This window comes from Paracoccaceae bacterium, from assembly GCA_033344815.1.
Lineage (GTDB): Bacteria > Pseudomonadota > Alphaproteobacteria > Rhodobacterales > Rhodobacteraceae > Roseobacter.
This window is the reverse complement of record JAWPMR010000001.1, coordinates 2,782,215-2,808,047: the sequence shown is the minus strand read 5'-3', so window position 1 is coordinate 2,808,047 and position 25,833 is coordinate 2,782,215. Positions and strand designations below refer to the sequence as shown.

The 25,833-nt window shown below is 55.0% G+C and carries 21 protein-coding genes; 18 read left to right on the top strand and 3 right to left on the bottom strand.

Annotation, left to right across the window (positions count from 1 at the left end; genetic code table 11):
* Positions 1-11 precede the first annotated feature (11 nt).
* From R8G34_13020 to R8G34_13005, 4 genes are all read left to right on the top strand, one after another.
* Positions 12-893 carry a DUF58 domain-containing protein gene (locus R8G34_13020; protein ID MDW3223787.1) on the top strand — a complete coding sequence of 294 codons (882 nt, stop codon included), beginning with the start codon at positions 12-14 and terminating at the stop codon, positions 891-893.
* Positions 890-3,667: a DUF4159 domain-containing protein gene (locus R8G34_13015; GenBank protein ID MDW3223786.1), complete on the top strand. Its 2,778-nt coding sequence runs from the start codon at positions 890-892 to the stop codon at positions 3,665-3,667. The genes R8G34_13020 and R8G34_13015 overlap by 4 nt, the downstream gene beginning before the upstream one ends.
* Entirely contained in the window at positions 3,664-5,706 is a 2,043-nt protein-coding gene (locus tag R8G34_13010) for a hypothetical protein (protein ID MDW3223785.1), read from the top strand. Before R8G34_13015 ends, R8G34_13010 begins: the two co-directional genes overlap by 4 nt.
* A 116-nt stretch (positions 5,707-5,822) precedes the next feature.
* Complete coding sequence (locus R8G34_13005; GenBank protein MDW3223784.1) at positions 5,823-8,099, top strand: response regulator; 2,277 nt, start codon at positions 5,823-5,825, stop codon at positions 8,097-8,099.
* A gap of 246 nt (positions 8,100-8,345) precedes the next feature.
* Here the strand turns inward: R8G34_13005 and R8G34_13000 are convergent, their stop codons facing one another.
* The 3 genes from R8G34_13000 to R8G34_12990 form a co-directional block, all read right to left on the bottom strand.
* Positions 8,346-9,113: a peroxide stress protein YaaA gene (locus tag R8G34_13000; protein ID MDW3223783.1), complete on the bottom strand. Its 768-nt coding sequence runs from the start codon at positions 9,111-9,113 to the stop codon at positions 8,346-8,348.
* A 151-nt stretch (positions 9,114-9,264) separates the two neighbouring features.
* Entirely contained in the window at positions 9,265-11,304 is a 2,040-nt protein-coding gene (recQ, locus tag R8G34_12995; GenBank protein MDW3223782.1) for a DNA helicase RecQ, read from the bottom strand.
* Between the two features lie 111 nt (positions 11,305-11,415).
* A complete protein-coding gene (locus R8G34_12990) occupies positions 11,416-11,703 on the bottom strand; it encodes a YggT family protein (protein ID MDW3223781.1) in 288 nt (95 codons plus the stop codon).
* Positions 11,704-11,857: 154 nt separating this feature from the next.
* On the opposite strand from R8G34_12990, the gene R8G34_12985 reads away from it, so the two are divergent.
* The 14 genes from R8G34_12985 to R8G34_12920 all read left to right on the top strand — a co-directional run bounded on the left by R8G34_12985 (position 11,858) and on the right by R8G34_12920 (position 25,832).
* Positions 11,858-13,225 carry an MFS transporter gene (locus R8G34_12985; GenBank protein ID MDW3223780.1) on the top strand — a complete coding sequence of 456 codons (1,368 nt, stop codon included), beginning with the start codon at positions 11,858-11,860 and terminating at the stop codon, positions 13,223-13,225.
* Entirely contained in the window at positions 13,222-14,151 is a 930-nt protein-coding gene (gene mepA / locus R8G34_12980; protein ID MDW3223779.1) for a penicillin-insensitive murein endopeptidase, read from the top strand. The genes R8G34_12985 and mepA overlap by 4 nt, the downstream gene beginning before the upstream one ends.
* Positions 14,152-14,162: 11 nt before the next feature.
* Positions 14,163-15,047 carry an esterase-like activity of phytase family protein gene (locus R8G34_12975; GenBank protein ID MDW3223778.1) on the top strand — a complete coding sequence of 295 codons (885 nt, stop codon included), beginning with the start codon at positions 14,163-14,165 and terminating at the stop codon, positions 15,045-15,047.
* An 87-nt stretch (positions 15,048-15,134) separates the two neighbouring features.
* Positions 15,135-15,755, top strand: coding sequence for a queuosine precursor transporter (locus tag R8G34_12970; GenBank protein MDW3223777.1), 621 nt, complete (start codon positions 15,135-15,137; stop codon positions 15,753-15,755).
* Positions 15,756-16,026: 271 nt separating this feature from the next.
* Positions 16,027-16,386 carry a VOC family protein gene (locus tag R8G34_12965; GenBank protein ID MDW3223776.1) on the top strand — a complete coding sequence of 120 codons (360 nt, stop codon included), beginning with the start codon at positions 16,027-16,029 and terminating at the stop codon, positions 16,384-16,386.
* A 10-nt stretch (positions 16,387-16,396) separates the two neighbouring features.
* The gene (arfB, locus tag R8G34_12960) at positions 16,397-16,819 is read left to right on the top strand and encodes an alternative ribosome rescue aminoacyl-tRNA hydrolase ArfB (GenBank protein ID MDW3223775.1); all 423 of its coding nucleotides are present in this window, start codon (positions 16,397-16,399) and stop codon (positions 16,817-16,819) included.
* A gap of 703 nt (positions 16,820-17,522) precedes the next feature.
* Positions 17,523-18,842 (top strand): extracellular solute-binding protein, encoded by a 1,320-nt coding sequence (locus tag R8G34_12955; GenBank protein ID MDW3223774.1) that lies wholly within the window; start codon positions 17,523-17,525, stop codon positions 18,840-18,842.
* A 98-nt stretch (positions 18,843-18,940) separates the two neighbouring features.
* Entirely contained in the window at positions 18,941-19,888 is a 948-nt protein-coding gene (locus tag R8G34_12950) for a sugar ABC transporter permease (GenBank protein MDW3223773.1), read from the top strand.
* Complete coding sequence (locus R8G34_12945; protein ID MDW3223772.1) at positions 19,885-20,823, top strand: carbohydrate ABC transporter permease; 939 nt, start codon at positions 19,885-19,887, stop codon at positions 20,821-20,823. The genes R8G34_12950 and R8G34_12945 overlap by 4 nt, the downstream gene beginning before the upstream one ends.
* Positions 20,820-21,008, top strand: coding sequence for a hypothetical protein (locus tag R8G34_12940; GenBank protein ID MDW3223771.1), 189 nt, complete (start codon positions 20,820-20,822; stop codon positions 21,006-21,008). The genes R8G34_12945 and R8G34_12940 overlap by 4 nt, the downstream gene beginning before the upstream one ends.
* Before the next feature lie 6 nt (positions 21,009-21,014).
* Positions 21,015-22,112 (top strand): ABC transporter ATP-binding protein, encoded by a 1,098-nt coding sequence (locus R8G34_12935; protein MDW3223770.1) that lies wholly within the window; start codon positions 21,015-21,017, stop codon positions 22,110-22,112.
* The gene (locus R8G34_12930) at positions 22,105-23,100 is read left to right on the top strand and encodes an ABC transporter ATP-binding protein (protein ID MDW3223769.1); all 996 of its coding nucleotides are present in this window, start codon (positions 22,105-22,107) and stop codon (positions 23,098-23,100) included. Before R8G34_12935 ends, R8G34_12930 begins: the two co-directional genes overlap by 8 nt.
* A gap of 12 nt (positions 23,101-23,112) precedes the next feature.
* The gene (locus tag R8G34_12925; protein ID MDW3223768.1) at positions 23,113-24,744 is read left to right on the top strand and encodes a dihydroxyacetone kinase subunit DhaK; all 1,632 of its coding nucleotides are present in this window, start codon (positions 23,113-23,115) and stop codon (positions 24,742-24,744) included.
* An 11-nt stretch (positions 24,745-24,755) separates the two neighbouring features.
* Positions 24,756-25,832: a LacI family DNA-binding transcriptional regulator gene (locus R8G34_12920; GenBank protein ID MDW3223767.1), complete on the top strand. Its 1,077-nt coding sequence runs from the start codon at positions 24,756-24,758 to the stop codon at positions 25,830-25,832.
* The last annotated feature ends 1 nt before the right edge of the window (position 25,833 follow it).

Below are 25,833 nucleotides of genomic sequence, written 5' to 3'. Positions count from 1 at the left end.
CACCCATTCAGATGTCGTCCCAGCCCACTGCGCTTCGGACAGGTGCTGAGGAACAGGCCGCGTCCCTCCCGGCACTTCTGGCGCGGGCGAAGCATTTGGCCGGTGCGGTACTGTTGGGAGATCACGGACGCCGCCGTGCAGGAATGGGTGATGATTTCTGGCAATACAGACCCGCGCAAATCGGGGACAGCCGTCGCCTGATCGATCACCGCCGTTCCGCGCGCGGCGATCAGGAATTTGTGCGTGAACGCGAATGGCAAATCGCCCAGTCAGTGATGTTATGGGTCGATCAGGGCGCGTCCATGCGGTTCACCAGCGATGGCGAGCTGCCGCTCAAAGCGGACCGCGCGCGTCTTCTGGGACTGGCCATAGCCATCCTGCTTGTACGCGGCGGTGAACGTGTGGGGCTGACCGGAACAACCCTGCCGCCCCGCCGTGGTAACGCTCAGGTGCTTCGACTGGCCGAAGCGTTTACGACAGATGCTGCGGACGACTATGCCCCGCCGGAACACCGCGCGATGATCCCGTCTGCCCGCGCAGTTTTCATATCCGACTTCATGGGGGATATCGCCGAGGTCAAACTGGCGCTTACCAAAGCAGCCGATCGAGGCGTCCGTGGCGTCCTGCTGCACACGCTTGATCCGAGCGAAGAAGCGTTTCCCTTCCGTGGTCGCACGATATTTGAAAGCGTTGGTGGCAGCCTGAGGCATGAAACGCTGAAAGCGAACGACCTCAAGGACCGCTATCTGGAACGTTTGGCCGAGCGCAAGGCCGAGTTGCAAAAACTCTGTGCAGTGACAGGCTGGCAATATGGGTTGCATCATACCGATGCCTCGGCGCAGTCTGCATTGCTCTGGCTCTATCGAGCGTTGGATACTGGGGGCATCAGATGACCGTCTTAGGAGGCATAGGTTTCACCGCGCCGTGGTTGCTCATGGCGCTGCTTGCGCTCCCCATACTCTGGTTGATCCTGCGCGCGGTCCCACCCGCGCCCATGCGCCGCCGGTTTCCCGGTGTGGCCCTGCTTTTGGGGCTCAAAGACGATGAAACGGTTTCTGATCGCACGCCTTGGTGGCTCTTGTTGCTGCGCATGCTGGCCATAGCCGCGATTATTTTGGGGTTGGCCGGTCCGGTTTTGAACCCCAACGAGGATCAGGCACAGGGCACCGGGCCGCTGTTGATTGTTTTGGATGGCAGTTGGGCAGGTGCGACGAGATGGGCGGAACAGGAAGAGGCCATCGCAGCGCAACTGACCCGAGCAAGCCGTGCCGAGCGCACCGTCGCCTTCCTTGATCTTGCACGGCCACAGCCGCCCGTCTTCCAATCCGCTGACGCCTGGCGGTCAAGGTTACCCGGCTTCAGACCAGCACCCTGGCAAGCAGACGCCGCGCGTTCCGCACAGGCGGTTTCTTTCGCCAACGCTGCCGCAGGGTTCGACACCCTTTGGTTCAGTGATGGCCTTGAGTTTCCGGGTCGATCAGACGTATTGGCGGCATTCGAAGCCAAGGGTGCAGTAGAAGTGTATCAAACTGCAGCCAATGTTGTCGCGTTGCAACCCGCAGGGTTTGAGGACGGTGCCGTGCAACTGTCCGCCGTGCGCGCAGCACCCGGGCCAGAACGCGAAGTTGTCATACAGGCGCAGGGCCGGGACCCTGCCGGCAACCCAAGCATCCTTGCCACCGCCAACGCGATCTTTGCGGATGGAGAAACCAGTGCCGAAGCGGCCTTGGCTTTACCGTCAGAATTGCGCGCAAGGATCACGCGTTTTGATCTGCAGGGACAACGTTCGGCCGGTGCAACCACACTGGCGGATGACGGGCTGCGACGCCGCGAAATTGCGCTGATCGCCGGTCGGGAAAACCGCGAGGGACTGCAGTTGCTGTCGCCTTTGCACTATATTGAGCAAGCACTCGCACCCAATGCAGATCTGATCCGTGGTGCGATCAGCGATGTCCTGCCGGCAAACCCGGATGTTATCGTTCTGGCCGATATTGCCACTCTGTCGGCATCAGAATTGGAAGGCATCGGCGCATGGGTTGACCAGGGCGGAATGCTGGTCCGGTTTGCCGGACCCCGTGTGGCCGCCAGCGATGTCAGCCGCATTGACGAAGACCCGATGATGCCGGTGCGCCTGCGCACGGGCGGGCGCACGGTTGGCGGGGCGATGAGTTGGGGCGCGCCAAAATCCCTGGCACCCTTTCGTGAAACTTCACCTTTCTTTGGCCTGTCAATTCCCGACGATGTACAAATCACCTCGCAGGTGATGGCACAGCCTGATCCCACACTTGCAGAACGGGTGATTGCAGAATTGACCGATGGCACCCCGCTGGTCACCCGCAAGGCGCGCGAACAGGGTCAGATCGTTTTATTCCATGTGACGGCCACAGCAGATTGGTCGACACTACCGCTTTCGGGCCTTTTTGTGCAAATGATGGAACGTTTGGCGATTTCGACCTCTGCCGCACAGCCAGATGCGACACAACTCGATGGAACCACTTGGACACCTGAACTGGTTATGGATGGCTTCGCCACATTGAGCGATGCGGGTACTTTGCCCGGCGTACCAGGACCCGATCTGCTGAACGCGCCCTCCGGACCAGATATGCAACCCGGCATTTACGCTTCGGGTGACCGCCGTCTGGCCCGAAATGTCTTGACCGCAGACACGGTATTGACGCCGGTGAGCTGGCCCGCACGCATCCCGGTAAAAGGCTTCGCGGTGCCACCTGAACAACCTGTAGCAGGCTGGCTGTTGAGTCTCTCCATTTTACTGTTACTGGCCGATGTTGTGGCGTCGCTTTCCCTGTCTGGGCGTCTTTTGGGCAATATCAACCGGGCTACTGCCGTCGCGGTGATGGCGATTTGGCCCGCTATATACGCTCAACAGGTCGACGCACAGGTCACACAGGAAGATGCTTTCGCGTTGAACGCCACGACTGAGCTGGCGTTGGCTTATGTACGCACCAGCAACACCCGAGTGGATGAATTGTCCGATGCGGGGCTTCGAGGGCTCTCGAACACGCTGTTCTTTCGGACTTCCGTTGAGCCCGCTGATCCTGTCGGCGTGGATCTGGAAATGGATGAACTGGCCTTTTTTCCGGTTTTGTATTGGCCGATAACAACGGATCAACCCCGGCCCTCGTCAGAAGCCTATGCGAAGCTGAACGCCTATTTGCGCTCTGGTGGGCTGATCCTTTTTGATACGCGAGATGCAGATATCGCAAGGTTTGGTGCGGCCAGCCCGAACGGGCGAAAACTTCAGGATCTGGCGGCTCCCCTAGATATTCCACCGCTTGAGCCGCTGCCCTCAGATCACGTTCTGACCCGCACATTTTACCTGCTACAGGATTTCCCGGGCCGTCATACCAGCCGCGACGTCTGGGTCGAAGCTGCGCCACCGGACGCCGAGCAGGTTGAAGGGATGCCCTTTCGAAACCTGAATGACGGCGTCACGCCCGTGGTCATCGGCGGCAACGACTGGGCATCGGCCTGGGCCGTCGGTGCGTCCGGAGCGCCGATGGTACCGATTGGCAGGGGATTCACCGGTGAGCGGCAAAGAGAACTCGCGTTCCGGTTTGGCGTCAATCTCGTGATGCATGTACTGACCGGCAATTATAAATCAGATCAGGTGCATGTACCTGCTCTGCTGGATCGGTTGGGCCAATGACCGGAAGCATCATTTTTGACCCGCTGATCCCGTGGACGCTTCTTTTTATGGTTGTGGTGATCGCACTGATCGGCGTGATGCTCGCGGTTGTGCGTGGGTTGAACGGGTGGGCGCTGCGCGCACTGGCCGCAGCCGTGGTGCTTGCTGCATTGACGGGCCCCTCTTATCAACAGGAAGATCGCGCTCCACTGACCGATATCGTAATGCTTCTGGAGGACAAGAGCGCCAGCCAGAACCTTTCTGACAGACCGACCCAAATGGCCAGCGCTGCCGACAGTCTCGCAGCACAGATCGGTGCACGGCCAAACACGGAAGTGCGGCGCATCACCGTCCCTGACGGTGATGGCGACGCAGGTACCGAGCTGATGACGACCCTGTCAAACGCACTGGCCGAAGAGCCCCGCGCCCGGATCGCAGGCATCATCGCCCTGAGCGATGGGCGCGTACATGATGCAGATTTACCTGTTGTGCTGCCCGCCCCAATGCATGTTCTACTGACAGGAAAATCCACGGATTGGGACCGGCGCCTGAGCATCCGCAACGCACCCGCGTTTGCCATCATTGGCGAACCTGTGACACTGACGTTGCGAATTGAAGACATGGGTGCCGCCCCCAGCGGTTCTGGCGTGGCGCCCTTGGAAATCTCAGTGGACGGCGCAACACCACAAACCTTTCAGGTGCCTCTGGGGGAGGACATCGAATTGCCCGTGACGCTGCCACACGGCGGGCGCAACGTGATCCAATTTACCGTTCCGATGGCTGAAGGTGAGCTGACAGACCGCAATAACACAGCCCTCATTCAGATGAATGGCGTACGGGATCGTTTGCGCGTCTTGCTGGTCAGTGGCGAACCGCATCCCGGCGGACGCACCTGGCGCAATCTTCTGAAATCCGACAGCTCTGTCGATCTGGTCCATTTCACAATTCTACGCCCACCGGAAAAACAAGACGGTGTGCCCGTCAGTGAATTGTCCCTCATCGCGTTTCCAACGCGCGAGTTGTTTTTGGAAAAGATTGACGATTTCGACCTGATCATCTTTGACCGCTACAAACGGCGTGGCATCTTGCCCGCCCTCTATCTCGACAACGTCGCCAATTACATTCGCGAGGGCGGTGCGGTTCTGGTGGCTGCCGGCGCGGATTTTGCTGGCGCTGACAGTATTTACCGCTCGCCCTTGGGGGCTGTTTTGCCTGCCGCGCCGACCGCGCGAGTTCTGGATGAGCCTTATCGTCCGATAGTGACCGATCTGGGGGAGCGCCATCCTGTAACGACCCAATTGCCCGGCGTCGGCGAATGGGGCAGATGGCTGCGACAGATTGATGTGTCTGAAACGGCAGGCAATGTCGTCATGTCAGGTGTCGATGACAGACCGCTATTGTTATTGGACCGGGTTGGCGAAGGGCGCGTGGCGTTACTTGCATCAGATCATGCATGGCTATGGAACCGTGGTTATGAAGGCGGCGGTCCGCAGCTGGAATTGCTGCGCAGACTGGCACATTGGATGATGAAGGAACCGGAACTCGAAGAAGAAGCCCTGACCGCCGAAGCTACAGGTCAGACAATGCGCATAAAACGACGCACTCTTTCTGATACGGTCCCACCGCTTACCATCACCGACCCCTCTGGCAATACATCCGAGTTGTCGCTGTCTGAATCCAGTCCAGGCGTTTTCGAGGGAAGTATCGAAGGACCGGAAATCGGTCTTTATCGACTGGACAACGATGACGAAACAGCCGTGATAGGGTTGGGGCCCGCAGCACCCCGCGAATTTGAGAAAACTATTGCAACTGCCGATGTCATGACACCTGTCATTGCCAGCCTGCGCGGCGGCGTTATTGCCCTCGAAGAAGGTCTGCCGAGACTTAGAAACATCCGCAGTGGGCGGCCCGCTGCGGGAAGAGGATGGATTGGTCTGACACCGCGTGCAGCTTTTGAAACCCGGGATATTCGTCAGACGAACTTGTTGCCCGGTTGGCTTGTACTTCTTCTGTCCGCGGGCTTGATCACAGCCGCCTGGCTGAGAGAAGGACGCCGTTGAAGCTTCCAGCAAGTTTGGCGAGACCAGCATATCGCGTCCTCGGAGCACCTCAATTAAACAGATATTCACCTTGATCGCGGCAATCTTCGAAAAAGGAATCGAAACCCGGTGTTTGGATGAGTCTTGCCAACAAATTGGCGGAGGAACGCCGCGGCAGATTGGCCGCAGAACGCCTGCTTGAACTCAAGCAGGCGGAGCTTTTTGCCGCCAATAGAAAGCTTGGCGAACACGCAAAAGCACTCTCCCATGAAATCGTGGAAACGCGCGCGGAAGTTGCCACCGTCCGGAATGAAAACCAGCGCGTAAAATCGGACTTGTCGGCGGCGCATGAAAAAATCGAATTGGTGGAGCGCCGTCTGTGGCATTCGATTGAAACCATCAACGACGGGTTTGCTTTTTTCACACCTGACCTGCAGATGATCATGGCAAATCGGTCTTATCTTGCCGTTTTTGATAAGCTTGAGGACATTGCGCCCGGCGTCAGCTATGTCACCATTTTGCAGGTTCTCACCGATGAAGGGATTGTCAACACAGGCGATTTAGCCCCGGCCGCCTGGCGTCAAAAAATGATCGAGAGGGTGCAAAACCCTGAGCCGGAATCCGTCGTCATTCGCCTATGGAATGGTGAATACATCAAAATGATCGATCAACGTGGTCCTGACGGCGACATTATTTCCCTTGGTCTCAACATCACCGAGACGGTAAAATACGAGAAGAACCTCAAGGCCGCCCGCCAGAGTGCGGAGTCAGCGAACCGCGCAAAATCCGCGTTTCTTGCGAACATGAGCCATGAAATCAGAACTCCTATGAATGGGGTTGTTGGCATGGCCGACGTGTTGGTCGATACGCCCCTCACGGAAGAGCAGCGACTTTACGTCGACACGATCAAAAACTCGGGCGAAGCGCTGCTCGTGATTATCAATGATGTTTTGGACTACTCAAAAATCGAAGCCGAACGGCTTCAATTGCATCCCGAACCTTTCGACCTTGAACAGTCCATACTCGAAGTCATTATGTTGCTCCAGTCTTCTGCACAGGATAAGGGCTTGGTTCTTGCTCTGGACTACGGGATGCTTTTGCCGTCTCATTTCATTGGCGATCCAGGGAGATTGAGACAGGTTTTGACCAACCTGATGGGCAACGCCGTCAAGTTTACCCAAAATGGTCATGTTCTCGTCAAAGTGCGTGGCGAACCAGACAATAGTGGCAAGAAATTTATACTCAGCGTTACTGTTGAGGACACCGGCATTGGGATTCCGGAAGATATGATTGACCATGTCTTCGGCGAATTCACCCAGGTCGAAAACGAACGGAATCGTCAATTTGATGGCACCGGGCTTGGGCTGACCATCACAAAGCATTTGATAAAAATGATGGGCGGCAAGATTTGGCTGACATCTGAGGAAGGCATTGGGTCTTGCTTCGGTTTCCAACTGACTTTCGAAGCGGAACAGGAGGAGAACAAAGCATCACCGGCGTTGGCGAACTCACTGCGTCACGTGATGGTCATTGACGATTTCGAACCAAACCTACAGATCCTGAGCAATCAAATTGAAGCGCTTGGCTTAAAAGCGACCACTTGCAGGGACGGCGCAAGTGCGTTGGGACTTTTGGACCGGAGCGTTGATATCGTACTGGTCGATCACATCATGCCCGAAATGAACGGTCTTGAGTTCTCGCAAACCGCACGCATGGCTGGTCACGGAATGCCGATCATTCTAATCAGTTCCAATGTGGGCCATGCACAGGCAGACGCGGGGAAAATCGAAGTGACGTCGATTGTCCCGCGGCCGTTTCCACGCCGTGAATTGCTGAACTGGCTCTCTCATGTAAAGGACCGACCACCTGAAAATACTGACAAACCAGGCTCCGAGGCTGCGTCTTCCGCACTGACAAAAGGAGGAACAGGCGCATGCGAGGCAGCGGCGGAAAGCCCTGATACACTCGATACTGAAAACACGCGCCAGATAGAGCGCCGCATGCGCGTGCTGGCAGCTGAAGACAATAAAACCAATCAATTGGTGTTCCGCAAAATGCTTAAGGATTTTGATGTCGATCTGAAGTTTGCGAACGATGGTCTCGAAGCCGTTGAAGCATACAAGACGTTCGACCCGGATCTTATTTTCATGGATATTTCTATGCCGCGTATGGACGGTAAAGAAGCGACCCAAACCATTCGGAAAGAGGAAGAAGGCACTAAACGCCACATCCCGATTATCGCACTAACAGCCCATGCGATGGAAGGTGACAGTGCCGACATTCTGGCGGCAGGCCTTGATCACTACATGTCCAAACCAGTCCGTAAAACCGAGATGCATGCGCGCATTTTGGAGTATTGCCCGTCGGATGCCATCAATCCGAAACCGGATCTTCCCGATCAGGCGAACGGTTAAGAAAGACCAAATTCTTCGCAGCAGCCCGCCGCATGTTTATAGAAACGGATCCTGACACTCTGCGTCATGCATTGGGTATGCAACCATTTTTCTTGCGAATGAATCACTAGGTCATTCACAGATACCTGTGTTTTCCTCGGCAAAGGATCACACAGATGAACCCTGGGTCCGATATATCGGTCTTTGCGTCGCCCGATATTTCAGTAACTAGGGGTGTTCAATCAAAAGCCCTGATACATCAGGCAATCAACTTGCCACCCTAACGAAGACAGGACGTGCATCCGTTGACGCTTCCCGGTCAAATGCATATCCGCCAACATCAAAATGAACCAATTGATGCGGATCTGTGTAACCCTTTTCCAGGACCCATCGCGCCATGGCACCTCTCGCCCGCTTGGCCGAAAAAGAGATCATCTTTCGGAGTCCGTTCCGATCTTCTTCAAAACGTGGCGAAATGAAATTCAATTCTTTCAGAGCCGTCCGATCAACTGATTTTGCGTATTCCTCCGACGCGAGGTTCAGAACCGTTTCTGTCCGGATTTCTCGGGCGTCCGCGACCAAAGCATCCGCGATTTTCCTACCCCAAAACTTGTAAAGCGTTCCCGCTTGATGTCCGGGCAGTTTTCGACCCATTTCCAGCCTGTAAGCGCATACATCATCAGTTGGACGCAAAATACCATAGAGCCCGGAGAGGATTCTGAGCCGCGCTGCCGCTTCGTGTCGTACCCCATTTTCCAATGTCGCCATTTCGAGCGTCTTGTAGACGTCACCATCGAACATGTCCGCCGCAGCCTGAGCTGCACCTGACTGGCGCGACCAAGTTGATACGCGTCCAACGTTCAGACGTGCAATCTTGGTTGACACTTGCATCAGATCCGCGATTTCAGCCTCTGACCAGTCACGCATGATGCGGATTAATTCTTCCGCCTCATCAAGAAATCGGGGCGCAGTTTCGGCATGCCCCGCCGCACGCGTTTCGTTCAGGTTCTTGGCAGGTGAAAGTAGAATGAGCATATCGGGCGTTCGCTTCCTTGTCGGCAGATCTTGTTGCAAGTGAGATATAGTTCGGTGGATCTACACCGCCATGCTTGGGCTTGGAATTGCGCGTTCGACCGATATCAGTTCGAGTTGGATTGCTCACGCGGTTCCGTGATGTTCGAGATCTTTATTCCCGAAGGACATCCAGAAAAGCAGGGCCAAACCTTTCGGCGCGTCGCCCCCCAAGTACCCGTTCCAATGTGGCATGATCCGCGTCACGCATTTGCGCAACCTTCGCAAGCAACGAGGCAGAACAACTCAGTGGCTTGTCCACGCCCTCAACACCGCGTGCCAAGTCTGCCTGCACCGCGAGCAGCCGATCATATACCGAACCTGCCTCACGCCCGGCCAGTTTACGTCGCAAAGGATGCATCTGCTGTGTTTCTCCAATGATGACTTTTAGAAAAGCCGCGCCATAGCGTTCCAGTTTCTTGGCACCCACACCACCAATCCGCGCCATTTCATCCAGTGACTGCGGACGCGTTTCGGCCATTTCAACAAGCGTGCGGTCATTGAAAATAACGTAAGCGGGGGCTTTCGCGGCTTCGGCAAATGATCGGCGTTTCGCTTTGAGTGCGGATAAGAGCGGTGCGTCTTCGTCGGACACCATGGCCTTGACAGCCGGACGTCTGCTGGACGCCGCAGCACGTATGCTGTCTCGGCGCAGCTCAATCCTGGCCAGATCACGCAGAATTGGCAGAGCAGCATCCGTCATCCGCAACGCTCCATGTCGCTCTGGATCCGGCCGCACAAGATCGTGACCCATCATTTGCCGGAAAATCGCCTGCCATTGCCGCCGGTCATATTCCGTGCCTACGCCATAGGTGGGCAAGCTCTGATGCCCCCGCTGGCGAACTTTGTCGGTTTCATTCCCGATCAGGATGTCGATCAAATGCCCTGCGCCAAACCATTCTTCGGTCCTTAAAATCGCAGAAAGCGCTTTGCGAACAGCGGTTGTGCCATCAAAAACATCTGCGGGCTGATCACACAGGTCACAATTATCGCAGGTCACCTCTGTTTCACCGAAATACTCCAACAGGTTTTTTCGCCGACATGTCAATGCTTCGGCTAAACCCAGCAGAGCATTCAGGCGTCCGTGGTCTGCAGCACGGCGTTCAGGTGATCCAAGACCTTCATCAATCTGCGACCGGCGCAAACGAATGTCTTCGGGACCAAAAAGAGTCAGCGTTTCGGCAGGCGCGCCGTCCCGGCCAGCCCGGCCGATTTCCTGATAATATGCCTCGATGGACTTGGGCAGATCCGCATGTGCCACCCAGCGAATATCAGGTTTGTCGACACCCATGCCAAAAGCAACAGTCGCCACAACGATCAGACCATCCTCTTGTTGGAAACGGGTTTCTGCCATCCGGCGATCTTCAGCTTCCATTCCGCCGTGGTAATGCAAGGCCATGTGGCCAGCATCCCGCAGGGCGCTTGCCAATCCTTCGGTCTTCGCACGGGTGCCGCAGTAGACGATACCCGACTGTCCCTTCCGGGCCGCAGCAAAGTCAAGAATCTGGCGGCGTGGGCTGTCCTTTGATGCAAAGGCGAGATGAATGTTGGGACGGTCAAAACCACGCAGAAAAGCGCGGGGTTGATGACCATCAAACAACTTTTGTACAATTTCCGCCTGCGTCTCGGCGTCCGCGGTCGCTGTAAATGCGGCGAGCGGAACATTCAAATCGCGACGCAACTCCCCGATGCGCAGGTAATCAGGCCGAAAATCATGACCCCATTGGCTAACACAATGCGCCTCATCCACCGCGATCAGCGACACACCCACACGGCGCAACAACCCAAGTGCCGATCCCGCCGACAATCGTTCCGGCGCCATGTAGAGGAGTTTGAGGCGACCCTTTTCCAATGCTTCAAATACGGCATCTGTTTCTTCGGGAGTGTTTCCGGACGTGAGCGCCCCGGCGCAAACACCTGCCTCCTGCAACGCGCGCACCTGATCCCGCATCAGAGCGATCAGCGGTGAGATCACGACTGTGACACCATCGCGCATCAACGCCGGGAGCTGAAAACATAACGATTTACCACCACCCGTTGGCATAATCGCGAGGACGTTGTCGCCCGCTGTAACTGCATCAACGATCTCTCCCTGACCTGGGCGGAAATCATCAAAACCAAACACGTCCTTTAACAGCCCGGAAGCGCCTGTCATGTGGGAACCCTATCGTTATCTGCTCTTTTGGGCAGACTCCCACACTCGGGATTCACGGACAAGCCCTAGCGCTTCTCAGGTACCAAAAATTACATGATCTACAGCTGAAATTTAGAAAAACAGCGCCGCATTGTTGGTCAGCACGATGCGCAGGATCATCACACCGATCAAAACGGCCAGCGGTGCCAGATCAATGCCCCCCATGTTGGGTAGAATGCGACGTACGGGGCCATAGATTGGTTCCAGAATGCGGTTCAACATGTACCAGATCTGCGCAACCAGTTGTTGCTGCGTGTTCAGCACCTGAAAGTTGATCAACCAGCTCATAATCACATGGGCGATGATAAAGAACCACACCACATCCAAGAGCAGCATCAGGATTTGAAACAGGGATTGCATCGGCAGACCTCTCTTTGCGTGCGTTTCAAATAGGGAAGGCTTTGTAAATAAGCAAGAGCACCCAACGCGTCATGGTTTACAGAGCCCAAACCTTTGCTTGCCTGAACCTGGCAGGCCTGCTCTATCTTGGCGTGACAACAACGCAGGCATATTGATGATCAGCGCGCGCAAACGCATCTGGGGGTGGTATTTCTTTGACTGGGCCAGCCAGCCCTATAACACCCTTTTGCTGACCTTCATTTTCGGGCCCTATTTTGCACAAACAGCGACGGCATCGCTTGTTGCAGGAGGCATGGAGGCCGGTGCAGCCAGGGCACAGGCGCAGGCCTATTGGGGATATGGTTTGACTTTTGCAGGCATCTGCATCGCCGTTCTTGCCCCGATTCTTGGCGCTATTGCGGACAGTTCCGGCAAGCGGCTGCCATGGATATGGTTTTTTTCGGCGCTTTACGTGGTTGGCTCAGGTGCGCTCTGGTGGACAGCACCGGCTGATTTTTCGGTCATTTGGGCATTGTTTTTCTTTGGGCTCGGCCTGATTGGCATGGAATTCGCAACGATCTTCACAAACTCCTATCTGCCTGAACTGCATGAGGACACCGGGGAACGTGGTCGTATTTCTGGATCAGGTTGGGCATTCGGCTATCTGGGCGGTGTCATTGCATTGATCCTGATGCTCGCACTTTTCCAAGCAGGCGATACGGGACGGACCATCGCTGGACTGAAACCCATTTTTGGTCTTGATCCCGAAACAGGCGCAAGCACGCGCATCGTGGGGCCGTTGACTGCATTGTGGTTTGTATTTTTCATGATCCCCTTCTTTATGTACACGCGTGATCGAGTAACGACCAATGCACCGTCATTCAGGTTGGGAAGTGGGTTGAGCGATTTGGGGCGCACTTTGAAGGAACTCCCACAGCATCCCTCCCTGCTTGCCTATCTTGGATCGTCCATGTTTTACCGCGACGCCCTCAACGGGCTCTATACGTTTGGCGGGATTTACGCACTGGGTGTGCTGAATTGGTCCATTACCGAAATTGGCGTCTTCGGCATCCTTGCTGCGATCAGCGGAGCGGTTTTTTGCTGGGTTGGTGGGCGTCTGGATCGCGGGATTGGCCCCAAGCCCATCATCGTTGCCTGTTGCATCATCCTGATCTTGACATCGGCATTGATCATATCGCTCACACCCAATTCTGTTCTGGGCATCAGGCTGAATGAGGGATCCTCCTTACCAAATGTCATGTTTTACATCGCTGGAGCCTTGATCGGCGCGGCCGGCGGGGTTTTGCAGGCCTCTTCCCGCAACATGCTCACACATCAGGCAAATCCCGAGCGCATGACCGAAGCCTTTGGTCTCTATGCACTTTCCGGTAAAGCCACGTCCTTCATCGCACCCGCGCTTATCGCGCTGGCCAGCGATCTTAGCGGCAGCCAACGTTTGGGGGTAACTCCCATTGCAGGGCTGTTCATTCTGGGCCTCATTCTGTTAGCATGGGTCAAGCCAAAAGGGGATTTTGAGACATGAACCTGCGCACTTTCGCAACTCTTACCGTTTTCAGCGTATTTGTTTCGGCCTGTTCGGATGGAACACCGCAATCGCAACAGACCGCTTCCGTTATTTTGCCGACCATTGGCACCTCAGGACATTCACAGGCAAGTCAACCTGCGAAGCAACTGTTTGGGGCGGAAAAGGTCGGATCACCGGCAACCCCGGCAGCCTTTGGAAGTTATGCCAAGGGCTGTTTGGCGGGGTCCGCCAGACTGGCCGAGACTGGACCGACGTGGCAGGCGATGCGCCTGTCGAGAAATCGCAATTGGGCGCACCCCGAAACCGTAAACTATGTGCAACAACTCAGCAAAAAAGCAGCACAACAACCCGGCTGGAACGGACTTTACGTTGGCGATCTCAGCCAGCCACGCGGAGGTCCGATGTTGTCCGGTCATGCAAGCCATCAGATCGGTCTGGACGCCGACATATGGTTACGACCCGCAGACAATATGAATTTGTCTGCAAGCACGCGTGAAAACATCTCTTCGATTTCGATGCGACGTGACAGAGGCGCATTCGTCAACAGCAACTGGACCCCTGCGCATCACGAAATCTTAAAAGCCGCTGCATCAGATCCACGTGTTGCCCGTATTTTCATTTTCCCCGGTGCCAAGGTGCAAATGTGCAAGGACGCCACGGGAGACCGCAGTTGGCTGCGAAAGATCAGACCCTGGTATGGTCATCACTATCACTTTCACGTTCGACTTGCCTGTCCAAGTGGTACGCGCGGGTGCGTCGATCAGGCCCCACCGCCGTCGGGCGACGGTTGTGCAGATGCGCAGGCATGGGTCAACAACATTCTAAATCCCCCGCCGCCCAATCCAAATGCGCCAAAGCGCAAACCCAAGCGCGAGATTTTGCTCGCTGATCTGCCTGCTCAATGCGCCGCAGTCTTGCAATAGCGGGTGTTTGCATGATGGTTGTGGCTCCCGTGGTTGCCTTTAGCCTCATGCCACCACCGCCAGCTACGGCACCTCGCGATCAACCTGCACAACATCTCTCTACTTTCAACTGGCATCAAGAAGGTGACTGGTTCGGCGGTTTTTCCGGTTTCGAGATCACAGAGGATGGAAATGCGTTTTTCACGATAACCGATCGTGGCAGCATAGTGCGCGGAGAATTGATCCGCGAAGGTGACGCCATCACCGGCGTCGAAATGATGGAGCGCCAACCGCTTGTCGACATGGAGGGGCAAAAACGCAACTTCCCTCATACAGACGCGGAAGGCCTTGCACGTGATCAACAAGGCCGACTATTCGTTTCGTTTGAACATGCCCACCGCATCCTTAGATATGACACGTGGGACAGCCCGGCAATTTGGCCTTCTTACACGCCGGAATGGCGCGCGCTGGTAGCAAACACAGGGCTGGAAACGGTTGCTGTACAGGCAGATGGAACCATTTTCTCGATATCTGAAGGTGTTGAACCGGACATTCACGAGGCCTTGGTTTACAGGCGACTTCCCGACGAAAAATGGGACCAACCTTTTACGTTAGCCCTGGAAGGTGGATTTGTGCCTGTCGGTGGAGATTTTGGGCCCGATGAAAAGTTATATGTCTTGGAGCGTCACTTCACGCCCTATGGTTTTCAAAGTCAGGTCCGTCGGATGGATGTAACGGCCAACGGTTTTGAAAACACTGAAACAATTCTTCAGACGCCGGTGCGGCAACACGGCAACATCGAAGGGCTGGCCGTTTGGAAAGACGGAGGCGGCAAGATCCGGCTGACAATGATCAGCGACGATAACTTTCTTCCGATACTGCCTACGGATATCATTGAGTATATCGTCAATGAGTGACTTGCGCTGATCCCGAAATGGACCTAAACAGCGCCCGTCTGGCCGCGTCAGACCAAGTGCCGCACCCTTGCCAAAACGGACTATCAAATGACACGCGCTCATCTTCCCGGCATATTTGCCATGGCCGCCATTGTGGTTGCCTCCAATATCCTCGTTCAGTTTCTTTTCGGCCAGTGGCTGACGTGGGGGGCATTCACCTACCCCCTCGCCTTTCTGGTGACTGACATCATGAACCGCGTCTACGGCGCGCAGGCCGCGCGTCGCGTCGTGCTGGTGGGGTTCGGCGTTGGATTGATCTGTTCGTTGATTGGCACCCAGGTCGTTGGCGAGTTCGGACCTCTTGTCACGCTACGCATTGCGCTGGGATCCGGCATTGCCTTCCTGACAGCTCAACTGTTGGACGTCGCCATCTTCTCGGCATTGCGCGAAGGTCGTTGGTGGCGGGCACCTCTTGCGTCAACGCTGCTGGGAAGTACTGTCGATACGGCTTTGTTCTTCACCATCGCGTTTTCCGCCTCACTGATCTTTCTTGAGCCCACAAATGATGTCAGTTGGGCGGCGGAAGTCCTGCCGATACTGGGTTTCGGCCCCGCAATGCCTTTATGGGTGTCACTGGCGATTGCAGATTGGTCGGTGAAGTTGGCGCTGGCGCTTTTTGCTCTCATACCATTCCGGTTGATTACCGCCCGGCTTAGCCCCGCCCATTAGGGTTTCGTTAACAAAAAAAGACTTGGTAATTCTCAAAACCTGTGCGACGATTCTACCAACGTCAACAGATAGGTAAAGGAGGTGATCCAGTGTCAAGAAAGGTATTGGAGCGAGGTGTCGGAACAGCTTTGGAGGTCGCCTGCTGAGGCAGCCCTTGACGGGCAGACCACTTGAGTGGACATCGGTCTAACCGATCCCCCTCCTGAAACCATTCGATCGGGCCACACTTCATCGGTGTGGCCCTTTTACGTTGATCAACCCGGAGACCTCCATGCCCGTCCTCGACAGCCTTATTCTCTACACCCGCAAAATGGAGGAGATGGCAGCGTTTTATACCGCGCATTTCGGCTACATACGACACGACCAACCGGGCGACCGGATCGTCGAGTTACGTCCCTCATCTGATGGCATTACCTTGTTATTGCATGCGGCGGCAAAGGGCGCGCGGCAAGGGCAGGCGTCGGTGAAGCTGGTTTTCACCGTGGTGGATGTGCCGGGTTTTTGCGCACAGGCGGCAGAGCAGGGTTTGAGCTTCGGCACCTTGCACCGCGCGCAGGGGTATGTTTTTGCCAACGCCAAGGACCCGTCCGGCAATTCCGTCAGCGTGTCGGGACGTCTGGCCAAGGGCTAAAGGTGAGAACGTGCTTGAGATCAGCAAGGACATCACAATTCAGGACTGGGAACTGACCGAGAATTTCGTGCGCGCCTCCGGTCCCGGCGGGCAGAACGTCAACAAGGTCGCCACCGCCGTGGAATTGCGCTTTGAAGCTGCACGCTCGCCCAACCTGCCCGGTCCGGTGAAGACGCGGCTCAAGCGGCTCGCCGGGCGGCGCTGGACCAATGACGGTGCGCTGATCATCCAATGTGACGAAACCCGCAGTCAGGCCCGCAACCGCGATCTGGCGCGCGCGCGCCTCGGTGATCTGATCCGCAAAGCGCTGGTCGCGCCGAAACGGCGCATCGCCACCAAACCCACGCTCGGCTCCAAAAAGCGACGTCTGAAGGCCAAGAAAACGCGCGGCGATGTCAAAGCCCTGCGTGGTCGCGTGGACCCTGATACATAAGGAGGTCCAAGCGCCAGCTTATGATCTTCCGGCAAAAAATCTTTACTTGCAGTTACCGATAGAAAACTCAGAACATCAGGGTTTGAGGCACAGGTTAGCCACGACAATCGAACTGCTATCGCAGTTTGCATGACGAGGCTCCTTGACCCTCATAGGCAGAGTTTCAGTACACTCTTCAGTCTTATGCATTCTGCTCTTTTGTTAGTCGGACTTGTGCCAAGCGCAATTTTGCCTGATCTTTAGACACGGCAATTTTCATGAAAAAGTTTTGTATCTACATAAGGTACTTCGAGTACATGCTCTAATCAGGCGATACTTTGGGTGTACTTTCCTCAATTGGGCCATTGAAGCTTTTTGCCATGCAGAAACACGTGTCGCGCTGATGCCAATTTCACGGGTCAATCACCAGTTGCTGTCTAATTTCCCTTCCTATGCTCGACTACCATAGGAAGCGACTTGGTCGATTTTGGAAGACAGAGCTCAGAGTAGGTTGTCACTCCGCGCCGGGCTTGTGCATACTGATGTACGACAATCCAAACCAGTTTTTCATATTTTTTTTACATTCTTGTCAGTTACTTAATTATTTTTGAGGTACGTCCCTCAAAAAGTGTATCGACATGAGGTACGCCCCTCATTTAGCCTGAACAAGTTCAAACGCCGAATCAGTATTGATTGGTGGGGAAGGACTATAGGGAGGAAACACATGAAACATTCACAGCTGGCTTCAGCCAGCGCGCTCAGCCTCGTCGTCGCAAGCCTGGGTGCATCAGCACAAGCCGAAGATCTAACGTTATGCTGGGCAGCATGGGACCCCGCGAATGCGCTGGTAGAGCTCAGCAAAGAGTTTGAGGCCCAGTCAGGCCACTCAATGAGTTTTGAGTTTATTCCGTGGCCAAATTTTGCGGACCGGATGCTCAACGAGTTGAACTCGGGCGGCAAACTCTGTGACCTTCTGATTGGTGACAGTCAATGGATCGGTGGGGGCGCAGAGAACGGCCATTACGTCAAATTGAACGACTTTTTCGACGCGGAAAATATCTCCATGGGCGACTTTGCTGACGCCACGGTCTACGCTTATTCTACATGGCCAAAGGGCTCGGAGAATTATTACGCGTTACCTGCGATGGGCGATGCCAATGGTTGGTTTTACCGCAAAGACTGGTTTGAGCGCGATGACATTAAGGCCGCATTTCAAGAAGCAACCGGGCGCGAATTGGCTGAACCAAAAACACAAAAAGAAATGCTCGAAATTGCTCAATTCTTCCAAGGCCGGGAAATTGACGGGCAGACCGTCTATGGTGCCGCGATCTTTACCGAGCGTGGATCAGAGGGGATCACAATGGGTGTGACATCCGCATTGTATCCATGGGGTTTCAAATATGAAAACACGCCTGGCCAATACGACATGGAAGGCGCTGTAAATTCCGCTGAAGCTGTGGAAGCGTTGGAATTCTACAAAGAGTTTTACAAAACTGCTACTCCCCCCGGCTATACGAATTCCTATATGGGAGAAAGCTTGGACGCCTTTAAATCTGGTCAGGTTGCCATGGCAATGAACTGGTTTGCCTTCTTCCCGGGTCTCTATGCCGATCCGAATACCGGTGGCGACAAGATCGATTTTTTCGTCAATCCCCCACAAAACCAGGCAGGTTCGACGCTGGGTGGTCAGGGTATTTCGGTGGTAGCCTATTCAGACAAACAAGCCGCGGCACTTGAATACATCAAGTGGTTCGCAAATCCCGAGGTTCAACAGAAATGGTGGGATCTGGGGGGGTATTCTGCGCATAAAGCCGTTCTTGAAAACCCTGACTTTGTCGACAGTGCACCTTTTGCAGGCGACTTTCTCGAAGCCATGGGAGCCGTTCAGGACTTCTGGCAAGAACCAGCATACGCTGAACTGCTTTTAGCGATGCAAAAGCGCATTCATGACTATGTCGTTGCCGATCAGGGTACCGCGCAGGAAGCATTGGACAAACTGATCGAGGACTGGACAGAAACTTTCGAAGACGAAGGTAAGCTCTAAAAGTCCCAAAGTAAGGTGGCCTGAAAGCCTACCTTACAACTCCTCGCAACCGGTAAGGTGGGCTTTCAGGCCACCTTATTACTGGAAAGCTGTGACCAATGTCCGACACTCCCATTTCGCGCGCTGCCAACGCCACACCTGCAAATGTGGCTCGCAAGATCAAAGGTCTGAGCGACCGCGCTATTGCTTGGATTTTCGTCGGACCAACGATATTCCTATTGCTTGCGGTCAACATTTTCCCTTTGATTTGGACAATCAATCTCAGCTTCACAAATTTCCGTGCCAATCGCCTGAACCGTGAAGTTGAATATGTCGGGTTTCGCAACTACGAGCGCATTCTGACGGACAGCGACATCTGGCTGAACATGCAGGCCACCGCACATTTTCTGTTCTGGACCATCTTTTTTCAGGTCGTGATTGGCTTTACACTGGCCTACCTGATCAACAAGAAGTTCAAAGGCAATGACCTGTGGACCACGATTATCGTGCTCCCCATGATGCTATCGCCTGCGGTTGTCGGGAATTTCTGGAAATTTCTATATCAACCGCAAATCGGACTTTTCAACTACATTATCACTTTTTTCACCGGCAAAGAGCCTTCGAGCTTCGAAATGCTAGGCTCGGTCGATTTGGCACCATGGTCGATCGTTATTGTCGACACTTGGATGTGGACGCCCTTTGTGATGCTGATTTGTCTGGCGGGGCTACGATCCATTCCGGACTACATCTACGAGGCTGCTGAGGTGGATCGCGCGTCAAAGCTCCGCCAATTCTTCACGATCACCATTCCTATGATCCTGCCCTTCCTGATGCTGGCCATCCTGTTCCGCGGGATTGAGAACTTCAAAATGTTCGATCTGGTGGTTCAACTTACCGGGGGCGGACCGGGCTCCACCACGGAACTGACGTCGATCAACCTAAAACGCGAGGCCTTTGAGAAATGGCGCACCGGATACGCGTCAGCTTATGCGATCATTCTGTTCGTTACCGTTTTTGGACTGGCCAGCATCTACGTCAAAGCCCTGAATAAGGTGAAAGAAAGATGAGCAGTTTTTCAGTCACAGAACCCACCAAACGGTCCAAGTGGTTTGCCGGTACTCTGGTCATCACCTACGCGCTGATCACAATGATCCCTCTGGCTTGGATCATGCTCACCGGGTTCAAGTCACCCAGCGACGCAATTAGCTACCCCCCAAAGGTTTTCTTTGAACCGACGCTTGAGGGCTACGTGAACCTTTTCACCACCCGCACCCGGCAAACAGATGAATTCCTCGCCGCAAACCCGCCGGAAAACTGGTACGAAGAGATCGTGCGCCAATATGATATGGTGATCGCGGGCCCGTCAAAATTTGGCGAACGTTTCCTGAATTCTGTGATCATCGGCTTTGGGTCGACTTTCCTCAGTATTTTCCTGGGAACGCTGGCCGCCTATGCCTTCAGTCGGTTCAAAATACCACTCGCGGATGATCTGCTGTTCTTCATTCTCAGTACGCGGATGATGCCACCCATCGCGGTCGCGATTCCGATCTTCCTGATGTATCGCCAACTTGGGCTGTCAGATACGCATCTGGGTATGATTTTGCTTTATACAGCGGTGAATATTTCTCTCGCGGTCTGGCTCCTCAAAGGCTTCATCGACGAAATCCCGCGTGAGTATGAGGAGGCAGCACTGATCGACGGGTACACAAGGTTCCAAGCCTTCTACAAAGTCGTGCTGCCTCAAGCCGCAACAGGCATCGCCTCCACCGCCATTTTCTGCCTGATCTTCGCTTGGAACGAATACGCCTTTGCCGTCCTTCTGACCTCCGGAACGGCGCAAACGGCCCCCCCTTTCATTCCGACCATTATCGGTGTCGGTGGTCTTGATTGGCCTGCTGTCGCCGCAGGAGCCACGATCTTCCTGCTGCCAGTGATGATCTTCACTGTCGCTCTGCGCAAACACCTGTTGCGTGGGATCACATTCGGAGCGGTTCGCAAATGAGCAATTTCATCACTGGCCTGATCCAATTCAAACGCGGCCCATGGGAAATGGTTGCAACCATCCTCATCGCGCTTGGCGTCTTCATGCTGATGCAACCCTTTGTGATGTGGGCCTATACCTACTCCTTCATCACCACCCTCATTGGCACGGTGATGTTCATCATCGTCAGCCATTTTCCGGAGTAATCCCGCGTGGCACAGATCATCATAAAAAACGTCCGCAAGGAATTTGGCGACTTCACGGCCGTAAAGGAATCCAGTTTTACCATTGAGGATGGCGAGTTTTTCATGCTGCTTGGCCCCTCCGGCTGCGGTAAAACCACCACACTGCGTATGATTGCCGGGCTGGAACTCCCGACGTCTGGCGAGATCTACCTTGATGGAGAAGAGATCAGCCAAAAACCTCCCAGCCAGCGCGACATTGCTTTTGTGTTCCAGATGTTCGCGCTCTATCCGCATATGAATGTGCGTAAGAACCTCAGCTATCCGCTCGTGTCTCAAGGCATGGCGCGGCGGGATGTGAAAGCCAAAGTCGAGGAAGTTGCCGGTATTCTCGGCATCCGAGACATTCTCAACAAACCGGTTGGCGGCCTGTCAGGGGGGGATCGTCAACGCGTCGCCCTTGGCCGCGCTATTGTACGGGATCCCAAAGCCTTCATGATGGACGAACCATTGGGTGCGCTGGATGCAGAATTCCGCGAACATATGTCGGAAGAATTGCGCAGCCTTCACGACCGCATGGGAGCCACGACAGTTTATGTAACCCACGACCAGTTAGAGGCCATGCAGATGGGCGACAAGATCGTTGTCATGAACAATGCAGTAGTCGAGCAATTTGGAACTCCACAAGAGATCTATGACAAGCCGGCTACAATGTTCGTTGCTGATTTCATTGGCTCACCCTCAATGAATTTTCTGCATTTTGAAGGGTCCGTGACACCGGGAGCGCAAAGCGTCGAGATGAATGGTCAAACCTTAGCGGTCCCTCACCAGATGGAAGGGTCCAGTGGGAAACTGGTTTTTGGCATACGTCCGGAACATGTCATGCTCAGCGACAGTGGAGGGTATCGCGGGGAAGTGCTGGCCACCGAATACCTTGGAACGACACAAATCATTACGCTTGATACGGCCAACGGTGATCTCAAGGCGCGCGTTCCTTCCGGGCAAATTGCCACTGTCGGTGAAAAAATCGGTCTCGGTTTCAAACCCGAAACTGTGACGCTTTTCGACAACATTACTGGCAATGCCTTACGCTCTGAGTTGAACAATCAGGTGTTGTCCCATGGCTGAAGTGATCCTCAAAGGCGTTTCCAAATCCTTTGGCAAAACGATTGGCGTGGCAGGCATTGATATGACCATTCCGGACGGTGCTTTTGTGGTTTTGCTGGGCCCGACAGGGGCTGGAAAGACCACGACTTTGCGATTGATCTCCGGCCTTGAAAAGCTGGATGGGGGCGACATCAGCATTGGCGGGCGCATCGTAAACACCGAAACCCCGGCACAGCGGGATGTTGCGATGGTATTTCAACAATACTCGCTCTATCCGCATTTGACTGTGCGTGAAAACCTCGAGTTCCCGTTGAAATCACCCATCCTCAAAACCTCGGCGGAAGAAATCAAACGAAAGGTTGATGAGGTCGCGTCCGTTCTGCAGATCTCCCATAAGCTCGACAACAAAGCTACGGCGCTTTCGGGGGGCGAAATGCAGCGCGTTTCCATTGGTCGCGCATTGGTGCGGGAGCCCCAAGTATACCTGATGGATGAACCGCTCAGCTCGCTGGATGCCAAGTTGCGAACCGATTTGCGGATCGAACTTAAACGCATTCAAGCCAGCCTCGGCGCAACGATCCTTTATGTGACCCACGACCAGATTGAAGCCATGACCATGGCCACACATGTCGGTGTCCTTGACGAAGGCCAATTGGTGCAATTCGGCACCCCCCGCGAGATTTATGAAAACCCGAACTCGGTTTATGTAGCCTCCCGTCTTGGGCAACCGCGCATCAATATTTTGCCTGCCGATTTATTCGGAACAGCTCCCAAGGGCGCACATCGAATCGGGCTGCGTCCAGAACACGTCACGCAGGGCGAAGGTCGGGTTGCAGAAATCGGTCGCGTGGAGCGATTGGGGGATCACACCCGGCTGCATCTGCGCCTTGACGGGCATGACATCACAACGCTGGCAGATCCGCATGCGGCCTATACGCCTGGCGGTGAAATAAAGATAACGCCGCGCGATCCGCTTTGCTTTGATGCCGCAGGCGACAGGATTTATTAGAGGGGGAAAGACATGGCACAATTCATCAACGGCAAGGAAACATTGGTCACCGACGCCATTGATGGCCTGTTGGCGACCTCCGGCGGCAGCCTTTACCGGTTGGATGGCTACCCACACATCAAGGTGGTCTGCCGGGGTGACTGGGACAAATCTCGCGTTGCCCTGATCTCAGGTGGCGGATCGGGTCACGAACCGGCACATGCAGGATTTGTCGGAGAGGGTATGCTCACTGCAGCGGTCTGCGGGGAAGTCTTTGCCTCACCATCAGTGGAGGCTGTGCTTGCCGGCATTCTGGCTGTTACCGGCGAAGCGGGCTGCTTGCTAATCGTCAAAAATTACACTGGCGATCGATTGAATTTTGGCCTCGCAGCCGAACGTGCGCGTGCGTATGGTCTCAAGGTATCGATGGTGATCGTTGATGACGACATCGCACTGCCTGACCTGCCCCAGGCGCGTGGCGTGGCAGGCACTCTCTTTGTCCACAAGATTGCCGGTAGTCTTGCAGAAGACGGTAGCAATCTGGATGCCGTAACCGCAGCGGCTCAAGAAGCGATAGACGATATGGCTTCAATCGGTAAATCGCTCGACACCTGCACCGTACCGGGATCCTCAAAAGAGGATCGTATTGCCGTTGGAATGGCAGAACTTGGCCTTGGGATCCATGGTGAGGCCGGTGTTCAGCAGGTCGCTTTCGAGGGCGCGATTTCAGCAATGGACATGGTGTTGGATAAACTGGCGCCGCATGCCGCGGGTCAGGAATGTGTCGCGTTGTTGAACAATCTCGGCTCCACCACACCATTGGAAATGGCGGTTTTGTCACATGCATTGGCAACCTCGTCAAAGGCGAAGTGGATCACGGCTGTCATTGGTCCAGCGCCAATGATGACATCTTTGGATATGCATGGGTTTTCCGTATCTGTTCTGCCTCTTTCGCCTGATCGACGCGCTGCCCTTCATCGACGTGTCGCCTCGCGCGACTGGCCAGGGATGACGATGTTGGCGCCTGTTGCCGTCAAACCTTTGCCCGACGGGCTCAGTCCAATCCAGCCGATCCCGTCTGAAAACCCCAAAACCCGGCGCCTCATAGAGACCTGTTGTGATCTGCTGATCGACGCTGAAACAGACCTGAATACGCTGGATGCCAAATCAGGCGATGGTGACACAGGGAGCACGCTATCCACTGCAGCGCGCGCTTTGAAGGGATCGTTGGACCGGATGCCCTTGGCTGATCTGACGCAGCTTTTCCGGGCAATCGGTAATGAATTGAGCCAGACGATGGGCGGATCATCCGGCGTCATACTTGCCATCTTTTTTGGTGCAGCCGGTGACGCGTGCGCAAGTGGACACCCTACGTCAGAAGCCCTTTTGATTGCTTTGGAACGGATCAGTCAGGTAGGTGGCGCACATCAGGGCGATCGCACGATGATTGATGCCCTGAAGCCCGCACTCGATGCATTGACACAAGGATTTGGCGCCGCCGCAGTTGCAGCACGTACGGGTGCGAATGGAACTGCCGCGATGGGCAGAGCCAACGCCGGGCGGGCCTCATATGTACCTGAGGAGAATTTGATCGGTCATAATGATCCAGGTGCCGAGGCTGTCGCCCGCCTGTTTGAAGGACTGGCGGTTGCGTTGAAAGAGTAACCAGAAACAGAATGAAGACCAGCCGCGACACCCATTCAAATCCGACCGTAAACGACATTGCGCGTGTCGCCAAAGTTAGTCTTGCGACAGTTGATCGTGTGCTGAATGAACGTCCGGGCGTGCGCAAAATTACTGTCGACAGGGTCAATCGCGCCATCGCGGATCTGGGTTATGTCCGCGACACGGCCGCAGCCAATCTGGCACGCGGGCGCGCATATCGCTTTCTTTTTATCCTGCCTGCCACCAACAATGAATTTGTCGACCTGATCGCGCAGCAGATCGCGGATCTGTCGGCTGGCTTGAGGCGTGAACGCACTCAAATCACGTGTCTGCGTGTACCTGCCTTTGACCCAATGGCGTTGGCTGAGGCGATCAACGCATTGGACCCGACGCAAGTTGATGGCGTTGCGATCTTTGGGCCGGAAACACCTTCTGTCCGCGATAGCATTTCCCATCTGCGTACAAATGGTGTGTTCGTCGTGTCGCTGGTGGCAGATATCCCAAGTTCCGAGCGCAACAGCTATGTGGGCATCGACAATATTGCAGCCGGACGCACTGCAGCACAATTGATGGGACGTTTCCTTGGGCCTGTTCGGGGCAATATACTTGTCGTGACCGGCTCTATGCTTGCCCGTGATCATCTGGAAAGACGTTTGGGATTTGACGAGGTTATCGCAAGGGACTTTCCCAACTTGACTGTGCTTGCTTCGCTCGAAGGTCGCGATGATCCTGACCTGATCGAACGGTTGCTCCCCCAAGCACTGGTCGGAACGAGAGACGTCCTCGGCATATATTCTTCCGCTGCTGGCAATGCTGGTCTGATACGGCATTTTGAAAGCCAATCAGGCAGTGTACAACCCGTTGTGATCGCGCATGAGCTGACCGCTCTTTCACGCAGTGCACTTGGGTCAGGCATGTTTGATGCGGTCATCAGCCAGGACGCGGGCCACTTGGTGCGCAGCGCGGTAAGGATTTTGCGCGCGCACAGCGACCGCGCGCCGATCAACCTGGCACAGGAACGGATCCGCATTGACATCTATTTGAAAGAAAACCTGCCGCCGGACCCCGGAGGCACCAAGGGAGGATGAT